Source organism: Echinicola marina, from assembly GCF_020463795.1.
Taxonomy (GTDB): Bacteria; Bacteroidota; Bacteroidia; order Cytophagales; family Cyclobacteriaceae; genus Echinicola; species Echinicola marina.
The window spans coordinates 334,694-355,163 of sequence record NZ_CP080025.1 but is presented as its reverse complement, the minus strand read 5'-3'; the positions used below and the strand labels follow the sequence as shown (position 1 = coordinate 355,163).

The 20,470-nt window shown below is 37.4% G+C and carries 17 protein-coding genes and 1 tRNA gene; 10 read left to right on the top strand and 8 right to left on the bottom strand.

The genetic code is table 11. The features are described 5' to 3' along the window. Positions 1-17 precede the first annotated feature (17 nt). From KZP23_RS01705 to KZP23_RS01680, 6 genes are all read right to left on the bottom strand, one after another. Positions 18-1,298: an McrC family protein gene (locus KZP23_RS01705; protein ID WP_226334429.1), complete on the bottom strand. Its 1,281-nt coding sequence runs from the start codon at positions 1,296-1,298 to the stop codon at positions 18-20. Continuing rightward, positions 1,299-4,139, bottom strand: a complete 2,841-nt coding sequence (locus KZP23_RS01700) for an McrB family protein (RefSeq protein WP_226334428.1) — start codon at positions 4,137-4,139, stop codon at positions 1,299-1,301. It abuts the gene before it with no gap. Between the two features lie 11 nt (positions 4,140-4,150). Continuing rightward, entirely contained in the window at positions 4,151-7,369 is a 3,219-nt protein-coding gene (locus KZP23_RS01695; RefSeq protein WP_226334427.1) for a type I restriction endonuclease subunit R, read from the bottom strand. An 85-nt stretch (positions 7,370-7,454) separates the two neighbouring features. After that, complete coding sequence (locus KZP23_RS01690; protein WP_226334426.1) at positions 7,455-8,819, bottom strand: hypothetical protein; 1,365 nt, start codon at positions 8,817-8,819, stop codon at positions 7,455-7,457. A gap of 11 nt (positions 8,820-8,830) precedes the next feature. Next, positions 8,831-10,132: a restriction endonuclease subunit S gene (locus tag KZP23_RS01685; protein WP_226334425.1), complete on the bottom strand. Its 1,302-nt coding sequence runs from the start codon at positions 10,130-10,132 to the stop codon at positions 8,831-8,833. After that, complete coding sequence (locus KZP23_RS01680; RefSeq protein ID WP_226334424.1) at positions 10,129-11,694, bottom strand: class I SAM-dependent DNA methyltransferase; 1,566 nt, start codon at positions 11,692-11,694, stop codon at positions 10,129-10,131. The genes KZP23_RS01685 and KZP23_RS01680 overlap by 4 nt, the downstream gene beginning before the upstream one ends. A gap of 388 nt (positions 11,695-12,082) precedes the next feature. Between KZP23_RS01680 and KZP23_RS01675 the strand changes: the two genes are divergently transcribed. From KZP23_RS01675 to KZP23_RS01645, 7 genes are all read left to right on the top strand, one after another. Next, on the top strand, positions 12,083-12,694 hold the full coding sequence (locus tag KZP23_RS01675; protein ID WP_226334423.1) for a hypothetical protein: 612 nt from the start codon (positions 12,083-12,085) through the stop codon (positions 12,692-12,694). A gap of 131 nt (positions 12,695-12,825) precedes the next feature. Next, the gene (locus KZP23_RS01670; RefSeq protein WP_226334422.1) at positions 12,826-13,275 is read left to right on the top strand and encodes a terminase small subunit; all 450 of its coding nucleotides are present in this window, start codon (positions 12,826-12,828) and stop codon (positions 13,273-13,275) included. Next, positions 13,272-14,300: a hypothetical protein gene (locus tag KZP23_RS01665; RefSeq protein ID WP_226334421.1), complete on the top strand. Its 1,029-nt coding sequence runs from the start codon at positions 13,272-13,274 to the stop codon at positions 14,298-14,300. The genes KZP23_RS01670 and KZP23_RS01665 overlap by 4 nt, the downstream gene beginning before the upstream one ends. 79 nt (positions 14,301-14,379) lie before the next feature. Then, positions 14,380-14,661 (top strand): helix-turn-helix domain-containing protein, encoded by a 282-nt coding sequence (locus KZP23_RS01660; RefSeq protein WP_226334420.1) that lies wholly within the window; start codon positions 14,380-14,382, stop codon positions 14,659-14,661. After that, positions 14,654-15,037 carry a hypothetical protein gene (locus KZP23_RS01655; protein WP_226334419.1) on the top strand — a complete coding sequence of 128 codons (384 nt, stop codon included), beginning with the start codon at positions 14,654-14,656 and terminating at the stop codon, positions 15,035-15,037. The genes KZP23_RS01660 and KZP23_RS01655 overlap by 8 nt, the downstream gene beginning before the upstream one ends. A gap of 328 nt (positions 15,038-15,365) precedes the next feature. Beyond that, positions 15,366-15,959 carry a hypothetical protein gene (locus KZP23_RS01650; RefSeq protein ID WP_226334418.1) on the top strand — a complete coding sequence of 198 codons (594 nt, stop codon included), beginning with the start codon at positions 15,366-15,368 and terminating at the stop codon, positions 15,957-15,959. Between the two features lie 416 nt (positions 15,960-16,375). After that, positions 16,376-16,600, top strand: a complete 225-nt coding sequence (locus KZP23_RS01645; RefSeq protein WP_226334417.1) for a hypothetical protein — start codon at positions 16,376-16,378, stop codon at positions 16,598-16,600. Between the two features lie 324 nt (positions 16,601-16,924). Here KZP23_RS01645 and KZP23_RS01640 read toward each other — a convergent pair. Together KZP23_RS01640 and KZP23_RS01635 are read right to left on the bottom strand one after the other, a co-directional pair. Next, positions 16,925-17,006: transfer RNA gene (locus KZP23_RS01640), tRNA-Leu, on the bottom strand. Between the two features lie 500 nt (positions 17,007-17,506). Beyond that, positions 17,507-18,286 carry an SAM hydrolase/SAM-dependent halogenase family protein gene (locus KZP23_RS01635; RefSeq protein ID WP_226334416.1) on the bottom strand — a complete coding sequence of 260 codons (780 nt, stop codon included), beginning with the start codon at positions 18,284-18,286 and terminating at the stop codon, positions 17,507-17,509. 103 nt (positions 18,287-18,389) lie between these two features. On the opposite strand from KZP23_RS01635, the gene KZP23_RS01630 reads away from it, so the two are divergent. Genes KZP23_RS01630 through KZP23_RS01620 form a run of 3 tightly spaced genes read left to right on the top strand, consistent with a single transcriptional unit; the run spans position 18,390 to position 20,393 of the window. Beyond that, positions 18,390-19,379, top strand: a complete 990-nt coding sequence (locus KZP23_RS01630) for a PhoH family protein (protein ID WP_226334415.1) — start codon at positions 18,390-18,392, stop codon at positions 19,377-19,379. Beyond that, complete coding sequence (locus KZP23_RS01625; RefSeq protein ID WP_226334414.1) at positions 19,348-19,788, top strand: GNAT family N-acetyltransferase; 441 nt, start codon at positions 19,348-19,350, stop codon at positions 19,786-19,788. Before KZP23_RS01630 ends, KZP23_RS01625 begins: the two co-directional genes overlap by 32 nt. 59 nt (positions 19,789-19,847) lie before the next feature. Then, positions 19,848-20,393 (top strand): outer membrane beta-barrel protein, encoded by a 546-nt coding sequence (locus KZP23_RS01620; RefSeq protein WP_226334413.1) that lies wholly within the window; start codon positions 19,848-19,850, stop codon positions 20,391-20,393. Positions 20,394-20,470: the final 77 nt, after the last annotated feature.

Sequence of the window (20,470 nt, the reverse complement as noted above, 5' to 3'; positions counted from 1 at the left end):
AAGGACAGGTGGAAGGCTTAATAGTCTTTAAAAAGGCACCAACTGATTATTAACTCATGTATATCTCTCTGCCACACTCTTATATCACTTTCAATCCCAATAGAAATAATACTACATTCCTCTTCACTCAAATCTTTTGAATCATGCGAAGAATGGTCATAATATTGACCAGATTGATTTTGATTTTCTACCCCTGGATAAACCAAAGCCACTTTCTTGGCTCCATAATACTTCATATACACAAACATCTGCCTGAGGTCCTCAGGTGAGGGATTATAACCGTTTAAGTTTTTCCATTTGGTATCTAGCACAACACAATCTTCCATACCCTTATTAAGAACAATATCAGGCTTCATTTTAGAATGATAGCCATTATTCGGTTTCCAAAAGTTCTTAGTATTCTGTGCCACTATACTGGTAGAACTCCCTTTGTGTTTCCTTAGGCTTACATATACAAACTGCTCCCATAAAACATTCATATCAAACATCAATGCCAATACATTATTTGCCCCCTTTTTTACATCTGGGTGATAATTGAGAAGAATGAGTTTGGCTATTCCTAGTGCATTCCTGTATGGATCAGTTTTCCGGTCGTAAGTAATCTTTTCAAATAATGATTCAGTTACTTTAATATCATACAATTCAGGAAAATCTAATAATAGAGCTCCCAATCGACTATTCAATTGTACATTGGTATTAATATAACTTAACAATCTCAGCGCTTTGTAAAGAACAGCATGAATATTATGCTCTTTGTCATATGTGGTATACTTTACATAAAACCTTTCCTGATGCACCAAGTTTTGATTAATATGCTTCGCAAATTGGATACTACCTTTCAAAGCGGTCCTATTACCCTCTGTTTTTCGGTACTTCTTAACCAGCCCTCTATGAAGGAGATATTCAACCTCTTTGATGAATAGCTCAAAATACAGGTCAAGAATTGAATTAGACCTTAAATGTAAGTCACTTCTACTGGGTGCATGAATATCAAATACACCCACAGCACGAAGCATAGAAACAAGAACACCCCTCCACGTTGATTTAATTTCATCCCCAGTACTTTTTAATTTATCCACTTTTGGCAGAACCTCTATTATGGTTTTGCCAATCTGAATCACTCCAACATACTCATTGAACCTTACCCCATGATGTATAAGAGAATAATAAGGCACTCCATTTTCACCATAGAATTGCTGCAAAGCCTCAAACTGACCAGAGGTTAATTTTTGTTCCCCACGATCAGTGCGAAGCCATTCATGTTCAAAAACGGTGATATTCGATTTCTCCTTTCCCAATTAATTAGTTTTTCTTAACAGTACATTTATGGCCTGAATAAAAGTGTCATCATCCATATCTTGAACATTTCTGAGATAATACACCTTACGCTCTAGCAATGAACCTGAATCATAATCCTCAAAGTGAGCGAAGAACTCATCCTCGATTTGATTGTATTCAATTTCAAAAAAATTGGCACCGATGACCAAACCGATTTTCCCGTAATCACCAAAAAAATATTCCTGGAGTAAGGGAATAATCTTGTTTTGAAAAGCGGCTTTCAATTCTTCCAACCCCTTGACGGATAAGAAATAACTATGACCAACCATATGGTCTTTGTTTAGAAGCTTTTCAATACGTCTGTTTATTGTTTCTAAAAGATCAGAAAGATCTATTCCGTTAATAATACCGTTAACTGCTTTGCCTTCCGATTTAATTATCTTTGGTTTTGGAGGCATTTCGGTAAAGCTAAACCTTCTTCTTAGGGCAGTATCTAATGCTTCCACACTTCGGTCTGCTGTGTTCATCGTTCCAATAATATGAACATTGGGAGGAACCCCAAACCATTCCTTACTGTATGGAAGTTGGACTTGAATAGCCTCTGGATTGCCTAGACGTTTATCTTCTTCAATTAAAGTGATTAACTCCCCGAAAATCTGAGATACATTTCCTCGATTTATTTCATCAATAATAAGTACATATGGATCCCCTGTCTTTCCTTTGTAATCTTCTTTTTTCAAAGATTTGACTACTTGCACTTTATCGTCCCAAGAGTATTTTCTAATCTCCTTTGGAGTTTCTTTAGCTACAGGGGTGTTATTCCTGATAGCGTTTAGTACTGACCAATTCGCTGTAGAGTTACTTCCTCCTATTATCGACCTAAATTGTTGATCTATATTGTTTACATCGTCTAAGTCTGGAAATGCAGCATGCAGTTTTGAAAGCCTCTGTTTAGAAACAGGGTAGGTATTATCTCTTCCTGGATGTTTAATGATGATGTTACCTTGCTGAGAAATACCATCCACAATTACTTTTCCTCCATTTTTGGTATCCAATTCAATGCTTTTTCCTGAGGCAAGGTTCTCTTCAGTTTCTTGGACAAAAATATCGAAGGCTAATGAGAAATCGAGTACATTTTCAGTGGCAACTGATTCTTCCTCCTTGGCTAGTGAAAAAGATGCTTCAATACATAACTTTCTAAAAATCCCTTCCTCTACCCTATAAACGACCGGATCACCTTCCTTTTCGGGTTCAATAGGTTTAATTCCTTCTACAAAATCTTCATAAGTCATGCTTTGATGAAAGGTTGTGAAAATAATTCTTCCCTCATCTACCAATTGTTCAAAGCGATCTTTGATATCAGCTCTACTTAATCCTTTTAAATCTTCGCCACAAAGCTCTAATGCCTTATTTAGCGTATAATAAGTTTTTCCGGTTCCTGGAGGCCCAAAAAGGATCTGATTGAGTTCATTAATCATTTTTTGTTCCTTTTTATTTATTTTAAGTAGATGATCTATTTTATTTATAAAGTCGAGTTGAGAAATTTTATAAACTGTTGTCCTCAATCCTTCAATGTTCTTAAGATTTGGAGATTGTAGTTTCCATTCCACAGGCTTGAAATGTGAAAATATTTGAGAAGAATCATAGTTATATTCATCAACCACTTCTCCTATACCTAAAATATCTGATCCAGCTTGGGCAATAATGATGTCCCCATCCTTTATGTCATTATAGAAATTTAATATTTCTCCTGCCTTTCTGCTGCCAACCTTTTTGTCGTCTAAGTAATAGCCTTCGCTTTCTAAAAGTTGTATTATATCCTTTTTATTTTTTACCTCCTTTTCTCTTAAATCTCCGATTTCTTTCCAACCGATTGAAATATATTGATTGTCTTGCATAATATCCCAATAATTGGATTTATGATCACTTGTTCCAACCCTCCAATAGTTTCTGCCTAACCCTTTTTGTTGATCCAATGTTGAGTACAAAATATCTTGTGCAAAAATTTTATGATTCAAATCTTCATAACAATCATCAGTCAATAATTGCTTTTTTAAATTTAGTAATTCAGAATCTTCTAAAATGTAGTTCTCTACAAAATCCTCCAACAGAGAAAGATAATGAATTAGTTTTTTTCCACGTTTTTCAGGTTTGATACCGATCAACTTGCAATATTTCTGATAGAAAGAATCTTTATAGAAAGCGTATTTGGAAGAATCATAAAAAGCTAAATAGGTAGCCATTGTTCGTTCATCCTGTCTATGAGGTAAATGACTTATTTCTGAATGTATTGCCTCACATCTTTTTTCGAAACTTGACAGCCTGTACTCAAGTTTATTTTCTTCATTGAACAAAATTTTAAATGCCTCACAAAAATCATCGGGTCGATTCTTTGCCAATAAATTTGCAGAGGCAAGGGCTCGAGGACCATCAATTAAATTAGCGAAATTGATTGATAAAAATTCATTGGTAAAATCAGATGAATCTGGATTAGGTCTACCATGGAAAGCTTTCACCAATCGCCATTTATAGAGTTCATCTTTTAATTTCGACTTAAGAGCATGCTCCTTATATCGTTCAATTAAACCGAGTACAGGATCATTGTTTTCCGTCTTAGAAACAATTTTAAAATCAAATTGCTTTAGCCATTTATTAGTGGCTTCTCCTCCACCATATGTCCATAAAAACTCACCATTCATTTCTTGGTGTGCGTACCTCATAATTTCCTTAGGAGGAAAGCTCTGACCATTAATAACCACATTCCATCTCGTGGAGGGATTTAAATCAAGTTTTTCTTGTTTAATTTTTTCAATTGCCTTAAGTATGTGGTCTTTTGTGATTTTTTCGGGTTCAAATGCCATATTTTTAGTACTTAATTACTCCAAAAATCCGCCAATGCCTCAGCCTGCTGCAGTACTGTATCTGTTGCCAGCTTCTGCAAGTCAGGTGGGTAGCCGTATTGGCGAAGTGTTCTTTTTACTATTACTTTAAGTTTCTTCTTTACTGATTCCTTTACTGTCCAGTCTATGGAGGCATTGGCTTTAACCCGCTCTACCAAGACCCTAGAAAGCTTTAATAATATATCATCACCAAGTAGATCCTTTGCACTTTTATTATTGGCTACTGCATCGTAAAAAGCCAGCTCATCCTTTGACAAGCCCATTTTATCCCCTCGATTATCAGCTGCTTTTATTTCCTTGGCCAGTTCGATCATCTCCTGTATGATCTCGGCAGCACTGATCAAGTTATTCTGATAGCGCTTGATGGAAGATTCCAACATATCCATCAAAGACCTGCTTTGAACCACATTATGCCTGGCCCTAACTTTTATTTCATCATTCAACAACTTCTTCAATACCTCCAATGCAAGGTTTTTATGTTTCATATCCCGCATTTCCTCCAGGAAGCCATCATCCAATACGGAAAGCTCTGGCTTCTTAATCCCTGCGGCATCAAAGATATCGATTACCTGCTCAGAAACTATCGCTTGATCCACCACCTGTTTGATGGCCGTTTCGATTTCATAATCAGATTTACCACCTGTGGAGGTTCCTGTATCAAACTTTTGGATTCTCGCCTTTACAGCCTGGAAAAAGGCAATTTCATCCTTGGCATCCATGGCTTGTTCATGGGGCAAAGCAATGGCAAAAGCTTTGGACAGGGCAGTTACCTCTCTCACAAATCGGTTTTTCCCATCTTCCAAACTCAATACATGCTCCACCGCTGATAAAATGATTTCCAACTTTTCTTTTACGCTGCCATCAATATAATCCTCATAGGCAAAGGGCTTCCCATAAAGCCCCTGATCTTCGGCTGCTATTTGAAAACTAACATTGGCTGATTCAGCCTTTTCTTCAAACATCTGAGAAACCACTTCCAACTTTTCTAACATCAACTGCACTGCCTTCTCCTGAGCTTCTGCAGGATCTCCTTTACCTCCACTGTCTGAATAAAAAGACAATGCTTTCTTCAAATCTGAAGCAATTCCAAAGTAGTCCACTACCAGCCCTCCCGGTTTGTCCTTATACACCCGGTTCACCCTGGCAATGGCCTGCATTAGGTTATGTCCCTTCATGGGCTTGTCGATGTACAGGGTATGCATGCTTGGTGCATCAAACCCGGTAAGCCACATATCCCGAACAATAACCAATTTCAATGGATCGGTAGTATCCTTCATTCGATCTGCCAAAGCCCTTCTTTGCTCTTTGGAGGTATGATGTTTCATCATATCAGGACCATCTGAAGAAGCTGCTGTCATTACTACTTTTAGGACTCCTTTATCCAAGTCATCATCATGCCAATGTGGTCGTATGGCAATAATCTCTTTGTACAGGTCCACGGCTATTTGCCTGCTCATGGCCACGATCATTGCTTTACCTTCCAATCCACTATTACTTCGTTCTTCATAGTGGAAAACAAGATCCTCTGCTACTTTACGCAAACGTTCAGGACTACCTATGATGGCTTCTACCTTGGTCCATTTAGCCTTGGCTTTTTGTGTATCGGAAAGCTCATCACTGGCCAGTTCATTGTCCAGGTCTTCAATAAGCTGTTTACCCTCTTCTGATAGGTTGATCTTTACTAGACGACTTTCATAATAAATCGGTACCGTTGCTCCATCCTCCACAGCTTGTGCGATATCATAGATATCTACATAGTTCCCGAATACTGCAGGAGTGTTATTGTCTGTAGATTCAACCGGAGTACCTGTAAAGCCCAAATAGGTCGCATTAGGCAAGGCATCACGCATATACTTGGCAAAACCGTACACTAGGCGCTGTCCAACAACATTGCCCTTATCATCTTTGACCTCTATACTTTTGGGTTTAAAACCATACTGGGTACGGTGAGCTTCATCGGCAACCACAACAATATTGGTTCTGGCCGAAAGTTCTTTGTACTCATTGCTTCCATCATCTGGTTGGAACTTCTGGATGGTGGCAAAAACAATTCCTCCTGAAGCTACTTTTAATAGTGCTTTGAGATGGTCTCGGCTTTCTGCCTGTACTGGAACTTGTCTTAGAAGCTGTTTGGAAGATGCAAAAGTATCAAACAACTGGTCGTCCAAGTCGTTTCGGTCCGTGATAACCAAGACGGTTGGATTGTCCAACTGTAGCACCAACTTCCCTGAGAAAAATACCATTGAAAGGGACTTTCCACTTCCCTGGGTATGCCAGACAACTCCTCCCTTTCGATCACCATCGGAAGAAGCCGCTTTTTTAACCGATTCAATGGCTTTGTTCACAGCATAATACTGGTGATAGGCCGCTACTTTCTTAATGGTTTGTATGTTGGCTATCCCAGAACTATCAATGTGCTTGGTTTCCTCAAATACAATAAAGTGACGTATATAATCCAATAGATTAGCAGGATTCATCAAGCCCTTGATCAAAACCTCTAGCTGACTATTAAGAAGTGAGGCTTCTTTTACCCCATCACTGGATTTCCAGGCCAGATATCGAGAAAAACCAGCAGAAAGAGAACCTGCCTTGGCATCGGCCCCATCAGACAATACACAAAAAGTGTTAAAGGTAAAAAGGCTGGGAATAGTGTCTTTATAGGTTTGGATTTGCTTATAGGCAGATAGCAACGTAGCATTTTCATCTATGGCATTTTTAAGCTCAAACAATACCAAGGGCAGACCATTAACGAAAAGGATTAGGTCAGGACGTTTATTATTATTGTTTTCAATAATGGTGAATTGGTTAACTACCAAAAAATCATTTTGTTCGGGATTGTTAAAATCGACCAACTGAACCCGATCACCTCGCTGAACCCCGTCCTTGCGATACTCAACGGGGACACCTTCTGTAAGCAGTTCATGAAAGGACTGGTTATTGACCATCAATTCCGGAGACACGATCCGCTCCACTACTTTTAAAGCTTCTTGCTGTGCCTCATAGGGAATAGTAGGATTATTACGAGAAATTCCCTCCTTCAATCTTTCTCTGAGGATTATATCTCCAAAAGTATTTCGTTCGGGCTGCTCACCATCTGGAGCAATTAAAGCACCATGGATATAGTTCCATCCAAGGTTCTCCAATTCCTCAATGGCCCATAACTCTATGTCGTTTTCAGTTATTTTGGTCATAACATTTAAGCTTTAAAAATACTTTTCCAATTGATCTCGCTTATCAATTCTACCTCCATACCGCCCCCTTTAAACCTAGGTATAATTAGTTTTCATCTTCTGGCTCCTCCACATTTACCTTCCAAGCCTCATTAATTATTTTTTCCTTTTCTTCAAATTTCTTCTGCTTCTTTTTATCCAAAATAGCTGCTATCTTACCCATTCCAGGTATACCTTCAAGTTTATCTATTACAAGTTGAAATTTATAACTTTGTTCGAGAGCTTCCATCAAAGGATGATCTGAAGCTTCATAGTTTGAAATTAACTTACCAGGATTTTCGGAAGTAACTTGTAAAAAGTTTGCCAATAATCTAAATCTCAACTCTTCTGAATTATCCTTATCCCCCATGTTGGCTATTTGTTTGGTTAGACCTTCATAGGTTCTACTTAACACCTCCTTATGAGAGTATTCCTCTATTAGCCTTTTAGATAGGTTTAGTTTTTTATTTGAAGAATAAGCTAACCACAATATTGGTATATATATAGGAAGTATCGCTAAGACAACTCTGGGCAATTTCAATATTACTTCGTCTAGTGGCACATCCAAAGTAATATAATAATAACTAACAGCTGCAGGTATCATACTAACCAATATCATTAATCCTATTCCAGAAAAAAAAGTAATTCGATGCCACTTGGCTGACATAACCTCATCAGTTTTTTTAGATGAAAATGCAGAACTTAGTCCAGCAGTTAGAGCATTAGGCAAAAGACCCGCTATTTCTTCTGTTATCTGAGTATACTTCTTGTGGTATTCCTTCTCAAAATCTTTATAATTCTCTTTGTAAGAACTATTAAGTTTTTCTAAATCCTTTTTGCCCTGATCAATATCTTCAATTAATTGGGAATAGGCTTCCTCAAGTTCTTCCTTAACCCCTCCTATATGCTGTGTCTCACCTGTTTCATCATTTTCTTGATCGTACCCAAATATTTCGAAATATATTTCATCTACTTCTTTCTTACGCTTGTTAATGTTGTTTAGCGAGGCCTGGGATTTTGAATGATAATCAGTAATCGATTCAGATAGAGTTTCAAGATTATTAAGATGATCGTCAATATTTGGGAATTTTTCTTGGAGTTCTTCAAGGTTGCTTAAGCTTGACTCAGCATTCTTTATTGTGAGCAATAAATCGTCTATTTCCTTAACCTTTTCTTCAGTACTTTTTCCTAGGCCAGCAATCAATTCAACCTCTTTTTCTATATCCGAAAGAAAATCCGTCGCTTCTTTTAATCTTGATTCAGCCCTATTTCTAAATAATGCTGCCTTTTTAGAATGTTCTTTTGCCTCTTTTTCAGAATCAGACGATTTGGCTTTAAGATCTTTTTCCAATTCAGTAATTCGCTCCCAAATTTTTAATCTTTCCTCTTCGAGATAATCAATTCTATCTCCATTGTTACCAAAAATTTTCATATGATAAGGTTTTATATAATATTCGGTCTCAACTCCCCACTCATCAACTTTGGCAATAACGTATCTCTTAATTCGGTGAGGGATTGAATTTCATTTGTATTATTCTCAATTGATTTAAAAATTGGCTTCATCGATTCATCAAAGTGTTGATGAATCTGACTTGTTCCAATCAATACTTCCATATTCCTGAAGTCTGTTTTACTAATCTCAGGAAAGGTGCTTCCTGATGCTAGATTATGAACTGTGCTTAATTTCGTTTTTAGCCAATCATATAGAAAGAATAGGGAAATCTTCTCATTTGGAATAAGTGTTATAAAACCTTGATTAGTACATGCTTCAGATGTGTTTATTGTGATTTCACCCACAGTAGCCCTACTTGTCATCAAAATTGAATAAGCTGGAAATAACTTTGCTGAACTTTTCTGAAGTCCTAACTCAGAAATTTTCTTGCTTGAACTATTCGAGAACATACTATTTGACTTTGTTAGGTCTGTAGGCGAATACCAAAAAATCTCGCCGTTTTCCCAGTAAGCTGGCTCCTGAGTAGAGGGGGTACCGCCTCCCAATGTTTCAACATTTTCTCCGATAGTAGATAACGTCCACCCCTCTGGAATCTCTCCAAGTTCACTTGCTGTCATTTTTCCGCTAGAGCTTTTGTAGGGCTGGCCTACTAAGTCAGGATTGCCCATGGCAGCAGCTTGTTCTTCGGAGATGGGAAACTCAAACTCCACAAACCACCGCTTAAACAGTGTCTGCGCAAGTTCCTCCAAGGTTTGGTTTTGCTCCTGGAGTAGCGTGATTTTTTGGTCGAGGCTAGAAAGTGCTTTAGCTATTTCTTTTTGTTCTGATAGCTCGCAATGAATTACTGGAATACTTTTTAATATCTGAGTATTGATAGAAGGCATGGTTGAACCCACAGCGATGTTGTTTATATACTTTCTAACTCCATAGAGTCTTAGATAGTAAGACAAATACAAAGGATCAATTAATTTCCGATCTGGTCTAACCCTAAGCATTCTACTTGAAAATAGCCAACCAATATTTTCTTTCAATGCAATTGCACTAAGATCTACAGACCCAACTCTAGAGAAAACAATATCTCCTTCTTCTAAGGTGTAGCTTGATAATCTATCTTTATCTTCATCAGTTACAGAGGGATAATCCAATTGAGAAATCCGGAAATCTTTTATGTGCTCTACTGTAATAACCGGGGTTCCTCCTTGAATATATTGTTCATTCAATAATGCACTTCCAAACGGTCCTGTTTTCACCTCTGCAATTTCACCTATGGTTACTTCCTTCCACTCACTCATAACTCAATACCAATTTTAGCCATCTGCTTTTTAATTTCCTGGTCCAGCTCCTGAGCAGTTTGCATTTGTGTCCGCAACTTTTCAGTAATGGCATCAACTTTTTCCTGAAAAGGAATACCATCATCTTCTTCATCGGGAATGCCTACATAGCGACCTGGTGTAAGTACGAATTTGTGTTTTTTGATATCCTCGATGGTAGCTGATTTGCAGAAACCTTTGATGTCTTCATACACTTTGGACTTGCCTTGGTTCTCGACTCCGCTCGAACTGACAGACAACCAATTGTGGTAAGTGTCGGCTACTTTTGCAATGTCCTCTGCTGCAAAGGTTCTGTTTTTGCGGTCTATCATATAGCCCAGGTCGGAGGCATCGATAAAGAGTAATTCACCATTGCGTTTTTTCTTTCCTCTGCGCAAAAACCACAAGCAGGCAGGAATTCCCGTATTAAAGAACAAGGCCTTGGGCAGCATCACAATACATTCCACTAAATCATTCTCCACCAGTTTTTGACGGATCAATCCCTCTCCACCAGTATTGGAACTTAGGGAACCGTTTGCCAAGACAAAGCCAGCATGGCCACCATCCGGCTTAAGGTGGTACAAGAAGTGTTGCACCCAGCCAAAATTGGCATTCCCTGTCGGAGGTACACCATATTGCCACCGGGCATCATCCCTTAATAACTCCCCGCTCCAATCACTCACATTAAAGGGAGGATTGGCAATAATATAATCAGCCTTTAAGTCCTTATGGGCATTGTTCAGGAAGGAACCTTCCGTATTCCACTTGATATTGGAACCATCTATACCACGTATCGCCAGATTCATCCTACATAGACGGTAAGTGGTCTGGTTACTTTCCTGTCCGTACACCGAAATATCATCCAAACGTCCCTGATGGTTTTCAATAAATTTTTCTGACTGTACAAACATTCCTCCACTTCCACAACATGGATCGTACACCCTTCCTTTATACGGTTCGAGCATTTCTACCAATAACTTTACTATGCTTTCAGGAGTATAGAACTGTCCACCTTTTTGGCCTTCAGCAAGAGCAAACTGGCCCAAGAAGTATTCGTACACCCGTCCCAGTACATCCTGGCTTTTAGCCTTATGGTCTCCCAAGGCAATCGTACCAATGGTATCGATCAATTCGCCAACTGTGGCACTACCAAGATTCTGACGACCGTACACTTTGGGCAAAATCCCTTTGAGGGTATTGTTATCGGCCTCGATCATATCCATGGCATCATCGATCAGCTTACCGATATTTGGCAACTTTGCCTGTGACTGTATATAGGACCATCTTGCTTTCTCTGGGACGAAGAACACATTTTCAGCTCCATATTCATCTTTATCTTCTGGATCTGCTCCCACATATTCTCCTTCGCCATTCTTAAGCTTTTCATACAGTTCATCAAAGGCATCGGATATGTATTTTAAAAAGATCAGCCCCAGCACCACATGCTTGTACTCAGCAGCATCGATGTTATTTCTCAGTTTATCTGCGGTCTTCCACAGCTTCTTTTCCAGGGCCACTTCCTGCTCTTGCTTTTTCTTAGCCATAAAGGATTGTACTCTTATTTTTTTCTAATAGAATTTTTTGTCGATGATTTTTGGTTTGTCTTTTTATTTCAAGAACACGTACTCTCATCCAGGATACTTTGAATGAGGATTAGGTAAGCCATAGATTTATTTTGGATTTTCGTTTTCCAATGCATGATCGATGGATAAGTATGTTCTTACGATATAAAAGCATGCTCGGGCAAAAGTTTTTTTCATTCTTAGTATAAAAAGATAGTTTAATGGTAAATATAATGGTATTTGTGGAAAAAGTGTAATCATGAGATATATGTCGCTTTTTACGTCAAAGTTTGTTTGTAAAGTAGCAATATGGCTTGTAATTGCTTAAATTATCGTGAAAACTTTTGTTAATTAATTTAAATCCAAACATATGAATAAGGGCCAAATTTCCACAAAAAATATATTATTTGACCTGATGAGACTCCCCGGTAGACTTAAGATTGTTTTAGAGAAGGGGAATGAATTCAATGTTTTTTTAAGTCCCTTTTTAGAATGTGATTGGGAAAAGGAATTTGGTGATAAAATTCCCTCGGTCAAACAGCTGTCCATCCGATTTAATATTAAATATGACAGGCTCAGAAATTACTTATACGAAATCTATGATGCAGTAATTGATGAGGCGTGGGATGTTCCTTTTGAATTTTCTGAGATTGAATATTGGTTAGAAATCTATTCTCAGAAGAGACAAATAGCAGTAAACCTTTTTTGTAAATCTATTCCTGTTTTACCGAGAGTGGGGGAAAGTATTGATATTCCATTTCTATATGCATATTTTGAAAATTCAAGATACTATGTGCAGAAAATCTCTCACGAGTTCACAGAGAAAAAACAGGTTGTTCATATAGAACTCCATGAGGGGGAATTTAATCCATACTGGCATTTTAGAAAAGCACAAGCGGAAGAAGAAGGAGAGTTGAGCTTCGAAGAATTGATGAATAAAAGTGACTTTGAATTAAAGTACAAATTGAAAATTGGAAGATAAACATGTCTGAATGCGTTTTTTTGATGGCTTACAGACCTGACAAAACTTAACATTTTAAAAGTGTAGTAAAGTTGTTTTCACGGTAAACTATATGGTTTTGTTAAATTTTGATTGTTTTAGTATTTGATAACATGAAACACCAACAACCACATAAAAAGGAGACAGACTGCTTAACAGACAAGGAGAATCTGTTTGTTACATACTATTGTAAATCTTATAATGCTGCGGATGCAGCCAGAAAGGCAGGATATAGTCCCCGTTTAGCCAGGCAGCAAGGTTATGAAAACATGGCCAAACCCCATATTAAGAAACTGATAGAGCGAGAAAAGGATAGGGTATATGAAAGACTAGCTGAAGATCAAGAAAAAGTGTTGCAAGAGCTTGAGACAATTGCCTTTAGTAGGATAACAGACTTTGTAAATCATGATTTTACCCTGAAGTCATTAGGTCAAATTAACCCTTCAAAGGTGGCAGCAATCAAAGATATTCGAGTTAATGAAAATGGCTTTCGCATAATCTTGCATAATAAATTACGGGCATTGAAGATTTTGTTGGACATGATGAACGTTGAATCAGAATGAATGAATTAACCGTGGATCCCAAGTTCTATTACAATAGGTTTTTTGAATATCATTTTGACAATAAGCAGGGGGAAGCTAAGAGTATAGCCTTGCTCAAAGATATAGAATTGGTTTTAACAGCTCTGAGAAATCAAAATTTAGAGGTGTCTGTAAAAGCCAATGAATATGTTAAATTCTTTGTGAAGGGTAAGGAAATTGTTTTTAAGGACTTGAAAGAGGTTGATAGCATGGTATCCTCAATTAACCATTTTATGAATGAAATGGTTGAAAATTTCCAACCTAAACCAAGTAAATCTTTTGAGGATTTCTTAAATGGGTATTCCTTGGCAATAGGGAATAAATTATTAGAGGCGGAGAATGTTGTTCGTAAACTTACTTTTATCCTTAATTCTGAGGAAATGCAAAAGAGAGATGAGGCATTAGAAAAGAAATTAATAGAAGATTACGATTTTGAAAGATTCAAATCTGAACTTGAAATAAATGAATATCCATCAGATAAACTTCTAGAATTAGACTTCTTTGAGAGTAGTCTTAAGTCAGATGAGGATGCGAAGAGGTTAATTCCTGAGATTCGGTTAGATGTTTTGAATGAACTCAGGAAATTAAGAGTGTTTGTTGAAGTGGAAATAGCGACTAAAGAGCGGGCCCAAGAGAAAAATTTTGAGTCAAAGTTGTTTCATAATAAGAATCTGGAAGAAGAAATAGGTAAAGATTCTATTTTGAAAGAAAAGAAAAGGAAATTCAAAAATGTATTTGTTGATGATGGATATTTACTGTTTTGTGAATTAATTAAGAATTCGAAGATAGGAAAATCAAAGACTGATATTGCTTTCATATATAGGATGATGAAAAAGGATGGGTTTATTGTATGCACCCAGGATTACTTTAAGAAGGAGGTTGAGTCAGAAGAAGAGTTTGGAATAGCTGACTTGGGACAATTTAAAACCCTCAAAAATATGGAAACAGATAAAAGATCAAGCGTATATAATATGGTATTAAATCAATTAGAATTTAAAAAACACTAAATTTTATCCATCATACGATTTCGTACTGGTAACCATACGGTCACTTTTTGACCTTGCATGAGTAATCAAAAAAATACTCATGAAAAAACTACAGTTATTTGAAATGACACTTGAAGAGGTGGAAGACCGTTTTTCTGTCCTCTTTTTAAAACATTTCCAAGAGTTAAAAAAGGAATTCAAGCCTGATCAGCCCGAAGAGTATCTTTCTAGAAAAGAAGTGGCTGATATGCTTAAAATTGAATTGAGCACTTTACATAATTGGGTCAAGAAAGGCAAGCTTCAAAGCTACGGGATTGGTAATAGGGTTTATTTTTTAAGGTCGGATATTGAAAAGGCTATGAAGCCACTTAATCATGAGTAGGACGGATAAGCTGGTTTTTGGAAAAACACCATTCTTTTCAGCTTATTATCTCAAATTGTCCACTGGGAAATACCAATGGGCAGAATGGCAAAATATGGGCTTAGATGCTGTAAAGGTTTTTGGGATAATAGAGTCCCTTCCAGATCTCCTTAGTATGTTTGGAGCTAAATATTCGGTATTGATGAGCACAGGGGAATGCAAGGGATCTAAAGTGTTTATTGCACAATCTGAAGAAATTGGGGATTGGTACTCTACTGTCCAATCTCCTTTTCTTTCTTCTTTAGGTTTAAATTATTCCTTGTCTTTCCGAAAAATGAACAAGGATGTTTTGGAATTACGTTTTTATCAAAAAAGAGAGGAGGCTGGGGGTGATTGATGACTTAGTAGTCAAGATGGAAGTTGATTCGCCTAGTATAGTTAAGGAAAGGTTGCCCCAACAGTTTGTATATTATGACATAACTTTCAGTCCCGTTTTTAGGCATGGTATTGTAACCAAATATTTGGGGAATTGGAAAGGGTTGAGGCTTGAAATGAATAGTGATTTCCTTTTGATAAAAAACTCCTGGCATAAGTTTTACCATGGGAATAATTATGGGGACTATACCCATGACGAAATTATAAAGACAATTCAGATTTTTGTACAACGTTTTGGGAAGGAGTTTTTGGATGCCAAAATAATTAGAATGACAATTGGGTGTAACTTAATGGTTGATTCAAATGAGTTCTTTCCATACTGTCTAATGTTAGGTCCTGATTTTTTTGGGGATATGAAGGGTGGCAGGAAACATCATTGCTATGGAAAATATATTAAGAAAACGAATACACGATTTAAAATCTATAACAAGCAATTTGAGGTTTGGGAGCATGATAGGCAGATGATTGGACCAACATTACGGGTGGAGCAGGAAATGTTAATGAGCTATGTCCATAAACGAAAGCATACGCCTATTCATGTGTATAGGCCTGCGGATTTATTGGGTACTTCTTGGATTACACAAATATTATTTGAGTTAATCTTGCTTGTTGAAAGGGTTTTGTTTTCAACTGCTATTGGAGTGACTGTAAACGATGATTTTAAGGATTATCAAATTAAAAGGTTAATGGGGAATCCGGTTGATAGAAAGTTTGTAAAACAAAAAGCTTCTGAAAGCACCTACAAAATATGGAACAAGAGATTTAATCAATTGATGGAAGAATCGGGTAAATTAGAGTTACAAGATAGCTTGTCTAAGCTAGTGGAGAAAAAAATGAATGACTTGATGGAACCTAGTAAAATCACATCATCAAATAAGGTATAAGAACCAACCCTTATTTGGTGATGTAATTCATGGTTGAAAGTAGGCTTATTTTTGCCCTTAATTTTGAAATGTTTAAAGCTGGCATCGAAGGTAGTTTTAGTACGTGTAATATATACTCAAATTAGGGGTGATTTTTTAATATCTTTTTTTCTTTATAAGACCCATATATCAAAAATGCTGGGGTTAAGATAATGTTGGCCCTTGATGAATAAATGAAAGGGATTTTTATTAAACCAAATGGTTAATTGAATACCTTAAGTCATATCTATTGGATACAAAAGGAAAAAAATAAATAAAGTAGAATCAGAGGGAACTATTGAAAGATGATATTTGGTTAATGTTGGTCCAGATGTAGTAGTGAGATTACGTTTGAGAGATATTTTTTCTATTATTTTTTAATTAATTATTACTTTTAAATGAGCGAAATAAAAAGAGAAATCGCTAAATCTGTGCTCTCGTGGGCGCAACATGGTAGTTCGTATAGGTATGAAACGATATGGGGTGCCAAAAAATTCTACCTCGAAAAGGGCTGCAGCTCTGTGAAAGTCGAAGAAATTGATACTACTGGTACCAAGGTCATCGGCAAGGCAGAAACCAAGAGGGGGTTTGTAAAAGTAGTCCACAAGTATCTTTATGGATAACCTTTTGCCAAGAAATTTAGATTTTGGGCTACTCAATTTGTTGAGTGGCCTTTTTTATTTTCTTTTATGGTGAAATTATTAGAATATTGATTATTTAGAATTTACCATGAAAATTTCTCTGAAAGCTAAATGAAATTAATAGGCAAATTAGATTTTTAGCATGTACTTGTTTTTTTGAAATAGAATGCGCTGAATAAAAGTGATATTTTTGATAAGGTTAATAGTGAAAGTCACTTTTATTTTAAGGCAAAAAGAAATGGTTTAGCAATAGTTTAGCAAAAAATAGAAAAACCCCTTCTGATTTCCATCTGAAGGGGTTTTGTGTACCCAGGGCCGGAGTCGAACCGGCACGCCCGAAGGCATTGGTGTTTGAGACCAACGCGTCTACCAATTCCGCCACCTGGGCATATGCTGCGGTACTTTTACCAACAGGGATCAAAATATTTATTTCACAGGCCTTGATCCAAAGCGCCTGCCTGCCGGCAAAGGCAGGTCTATCAATTCCGCCACTTGAGCTTAGTGACATGGTATGTTCAATCATTTTTGTCAAAACATTGGAGTAATTTCTCTCTCGTTTTGTTTCCATTCCTTCCTGAATGGGATGCAAATATGGACAAAGATTTTTTCTTGTGCAATAGCTGGAGCCTAGATATTTTGATTTTTTTTCAAATTAATTTTTTCGATTATCAGATTGTCTAAAGCCGATTTTTGTTGGTTTGATGTTAAGTGTTTGTACACCTGTTGCTTAGTGGTGTTTCTTTGGTTTGGGTAGCTTAAAAATCGGGAGAGAAGATTTTTTTAGTTCAAGTGAAAAGTTTTTTCGGGAAGTGATTTTAATCAAAAAAATGGAAGGTCTTTCGGGAAGGAAAACGCATAGCATAGAAAAAATATGCTATGCGTTTTCAATTAATCTTCTTCTCTGTGAAAGTTAATCATTACGGGACTGTCGTATTTTAGGCCAAGAAGGTCAGCTCCATGGCCATGATTAATTCCGATTTCCAGTAAATCCAGGCTATTGAAAAAAGCAAAGCAATCACCTGGTTCTACATTATCATAGGATTGGTTGATTTTCTCCAGTATCTCGCGGCTAAACTCCAAGGTGAATTTGCCTGGGTTTAAGGTGTTGAATACATCTTTGGGGATATTGGTGATCAGGTTACCATAGTTGTCCACCCTTAATACATGACCGACGATTTGCTTTTTAGTGGCTTTGATCTGTCTGGGCATCATTTTTTTGATTTGCTTCAATGGACCGCCAAAATCATGAATGGCTGCCCCGCTGGCTACTTTTGCTGCAATGGGAGCAAGGATGTCCTTTGCCGGAAAGGAGCTGTCCTTTACATGGATATCAGCAAATTGCACTACAATTCCTGGGTCGTAATCCGCCAACATGCTCAAGACGCCATTATTGGGGCCGATGAAGATGTGTTCTTCTAATTTGATGCCAATAAATCCTGAAGTGATGCTGCTGGTGCTGTTGAGAGCTACGAGGTGAATGGTCCCTTTGGGAAAGTCTTTGTAGACCGACCTTAGTACAAATGCAGCGTGGGCGATGTCATAAGTGTCAATTTTATGCGAAATATCGATGATATTCAGCTGAGGATTGATGGATAACATCTTGGCTTTTACTGCAGGTACATAATAATCACAATCTCCAAAATCAGACAGGAATGTTACTAAGGCCATGGAACGAAGTCAATTAAAATTTTGTACTTTTGTAAGTGTAAACAAAAATAGAAATTTTATTTGTCTAAGAATAATCTGACAAAGCTAAATACATCATATCGGATTGGTAGAAAAGGTAATTACTTTAGAAAATATCCCGCTTTTGGATTTTCTCGGCTCTGAAAATGAGAATATCCGTCAAATAGCTGCGGCATTCCCAAAAAGCAAAATTGTTTCGCGTGGAAATGAAATTCGAATTCAGGGCATGGCACCTGAAATTATTCGGATCAATGATGTTCTTAATATGCTTTTGCAACATTTTAACCGTTTTGGTCAGGTGACCCCGGAGAATGTAAAGGAGTATATTGACCTGGAGGGGGTACCCTTTGAGGAAGAGCATAAAAATGATATTATCGTATTTGGCAATAAGGGCTTGGTCATTAAACCGAAATCCAGTAATCAACGTAAATTGGTGGATGCTGCTTTTAAGAATGACTTGGTGTTTGCCCTTGGGCCTGCCGGTACCGGAAAAACCTATATCGCAGTAGCCTTGGCCGTAAGGGCGCTTAAAAACAGAGAGGTGAAACGGATCATCATTACGCGGCCAGCAGTGGAAGCTGGCGAAAACCTAGGCTTTTTGCCTGGTGATCTTCAGGAAAAGCTGGATCCTTATTTGAGGCCAATTTACGATGCCTTGGGAGATATGGTTCCTGCAGAAAAACTGAAGTTTTACCAAGAAAATAGGGTGATTGAGATCGCTCCGTTGGCTTATATGCGTGGTAGAACCTTGCATGATGCTTTTGTACTTTTGGATGAAGCCCAGAATACGACCAGAGAACAAATTAAAATGTTCTTGACCAGAATGGGGCCTAATTCAAAAGTGATCATTACAGGTGATCAGACCCAAGTGGATTTGCCGAGTAAACAAAAGTCGGGATTGAGAGAAGCACTTCGTGTATTGAAAGATGTGAAGGGAATTGGTTTGGTGAAGTTAGGCGGAAAGGATGTGATTCGTCACAGGTTGGTAAAATCCATTATTGAGGCTTACGATAAAGATGATTTGGAAAAGGAAAAACTCAAAGATGAATATAAAAGTCAAAAAGGTTCAGAATAAAGTGGATCTTGAGCAGGTTTTTAAAATCAGAGAAGAGGTTTTCGTAGAAGAACAAAAGGTAGACAGGGAAGAGGAATACGATGAGTTTGAGGAAACTTCCACTCATTTTTTGGCCAGCTTGGAGGGGCATGCCGTCGGGACTGCTAGGTGGCGCTTTACCGAAAAGGGTGTGAAACTGGAGCGCTTTGCCGTGCTAAAAGCAGCTCGAGGAAAAGGGATCGGACAGGCTTTGGTCGCTGCGGTGCTGCGGGACATTCAGGGGAATTCGCAAGCAAAGGATAAGCTACTTTATTTGCATGGACAGTTGGGGGCTGTTCCTTTATATGAAAAATTTGGTTTTAGAAAGGTAGGGGATATATTTACCGAATGTGATATACAGCACTATAAAATGGAAAAAACATTTTCATAGTTGTTGTTTTGGTCCACTACTTGCTTCGATAGACAGTGTCAATTATTTAATTAATCCATATGAAAAAGTTACTACTAGTTTTAATGTTATTTGGGTTCTTTTTACAAGCTAAGGCCCAATCAGAAGATGAGTATAATAAAAGTGAAATCAAGCTCAATATCCTCAATACGATAATTCAAGGCTCTGTAGAGATTGGATATGAGTATTTTGTTGAGCAAAACCAGTCCATTGGGGTTGAGTATCTTATCAATGATCGTTTTGGGTATAATTCAGAAAATGACTCCAAAGAGTACAATACCAATAGTTTGTTGTTTTCCTATAATTTTTATTTCCTGAATGATTATAGTGATGGGAGCCTATATGTATATCCTTTTTTCAAATACCGTTTTGGGGATTTTCAGGAGGTTAAGGATAATAATCCAATGATGGAAACGGATATGAACAGTGCGATGTTGGGCATTGGAGCAGGTTATAAATTTGTTCAAGGAGACAAGTTTGCCATTGCGCCTTATGTGAATTTAGCAAGAGGTTTTAGTGATGAAGTTAAAGATAGGTTTTCTGCAGTTGAACTGAATGCTGGTGTAAGTATTGGCTATAGATTCTAAAACTTACTATCAAATAAAACCATTGTGTAGGCTGTTCCAAAGTGACTTTTGATAAGTCGGATTTTGGAACAGTTTTT

Bases quoted from the DNA above. Each gene is read 5' to 3' on its own strand.
- KZP23_RS01700 (WP_226334428.1), bottom strand. From the start codon at position 4,139: ATGGCATTTGAACCCGAAAAAATCACAAAAGACCACATACTTAAGGCA.
- KZP23_RS01695 (WP_226334427.1), bottom strand. From the start codon at position 7,369: ATGACCAAAATAACTGAAAACGACATAGAGTTATGGGCCATTGAGGAA.
- KZP23_RS01690 (WP_226334426.1), bottom strand. From the start codon at position 8,819: ATGAAAATTTTTGGTAACAATGGAGATAGAATTGATTATCTCGAAGAG.
- KZP23_RS01685 (WP_226334425.1), bottom strand. From the start codon at position 10,132: ATGAGTGAGTGGAAGGAAGTAACCATAGGTGAAATTGCAGAGGTGAAA.
- KZP23_RS01680 (WP_226334424.1), bottom strand. From the start codon at position 11,694: ATGGCTAAGAAAAAGCAAGAGCAGGAAGTGGCCCTGGAAAAGAAGCTG.
- KZP23_RS01675 (WP_226334423.1), top strand. From the start codon at position 12,083: ATGAATAAGGGCCAAATTTCCACAAAAAATATATTATTTGACCTGATG.
- KZP23_RS01670 (WP_226334422.1), top strand. From the start codon at position 12,826: ATGAAACACCAACAACCACATAAAAAGGAGACAGACTGCTTAACAGAC.
- KZP23_RS01665 (WP_226334421.1), top strand. From the start codon at position 13,272: ATGAATGAATTAACCGTGGATCCCAAGTTCTATTACAATAGGTTTTTT.
- KZP23_RS01660 (WP_226334420.1), top strand. From the start codon at position 14,380: ATGAAAAAACTACAGTTATTTGAAATGACACTTGAAGAGGTGGAAGAC.
- KZP23_RS01655 (WP_226334419.1), top strand. From the start codon at position 14,654: ATGAGTAGGACGGATAAGCTGGTTTTTGGAAAAACACCATTCTTTTCA.
- KZP23_RS01650 (WP_226334418.1), top strand. From the start codon at position 15,366: ATGGTTGATTCAAATGAGTTCTTTCCATACTGTCTAATGTTAGGTCCT.
- KZP23_RS01645 (WP_226334417.1), top strand. From the start codon at position 16,376: ATGAGCGAAATAAAAAGAGAAATCGCTAAATCTGTGCTCTCGTGGGCG.
- KZP23_RS01635 (WP_226334416.1), bottom strand. From the start codon at position 18,286: ATGGCCTTAGTAACATTCCTGTCTGATTTTGGAGATTGTGATTATTAT.
- KZP23_RS01625 (WP_226334414.1), top strand. From the start codon at position 19,348: ATGAATATAAAAGTCAAAAAGGTTCAGAATAAAGTGGATCTTGAGCAG.
- KZP23_RS01620 (WP_226334413.1), top strand. From the start codon at position 19,848: ATGAAAAAGTTACTACTAGTTTTAATGTTATTTGGGTTCTTTTTACAA.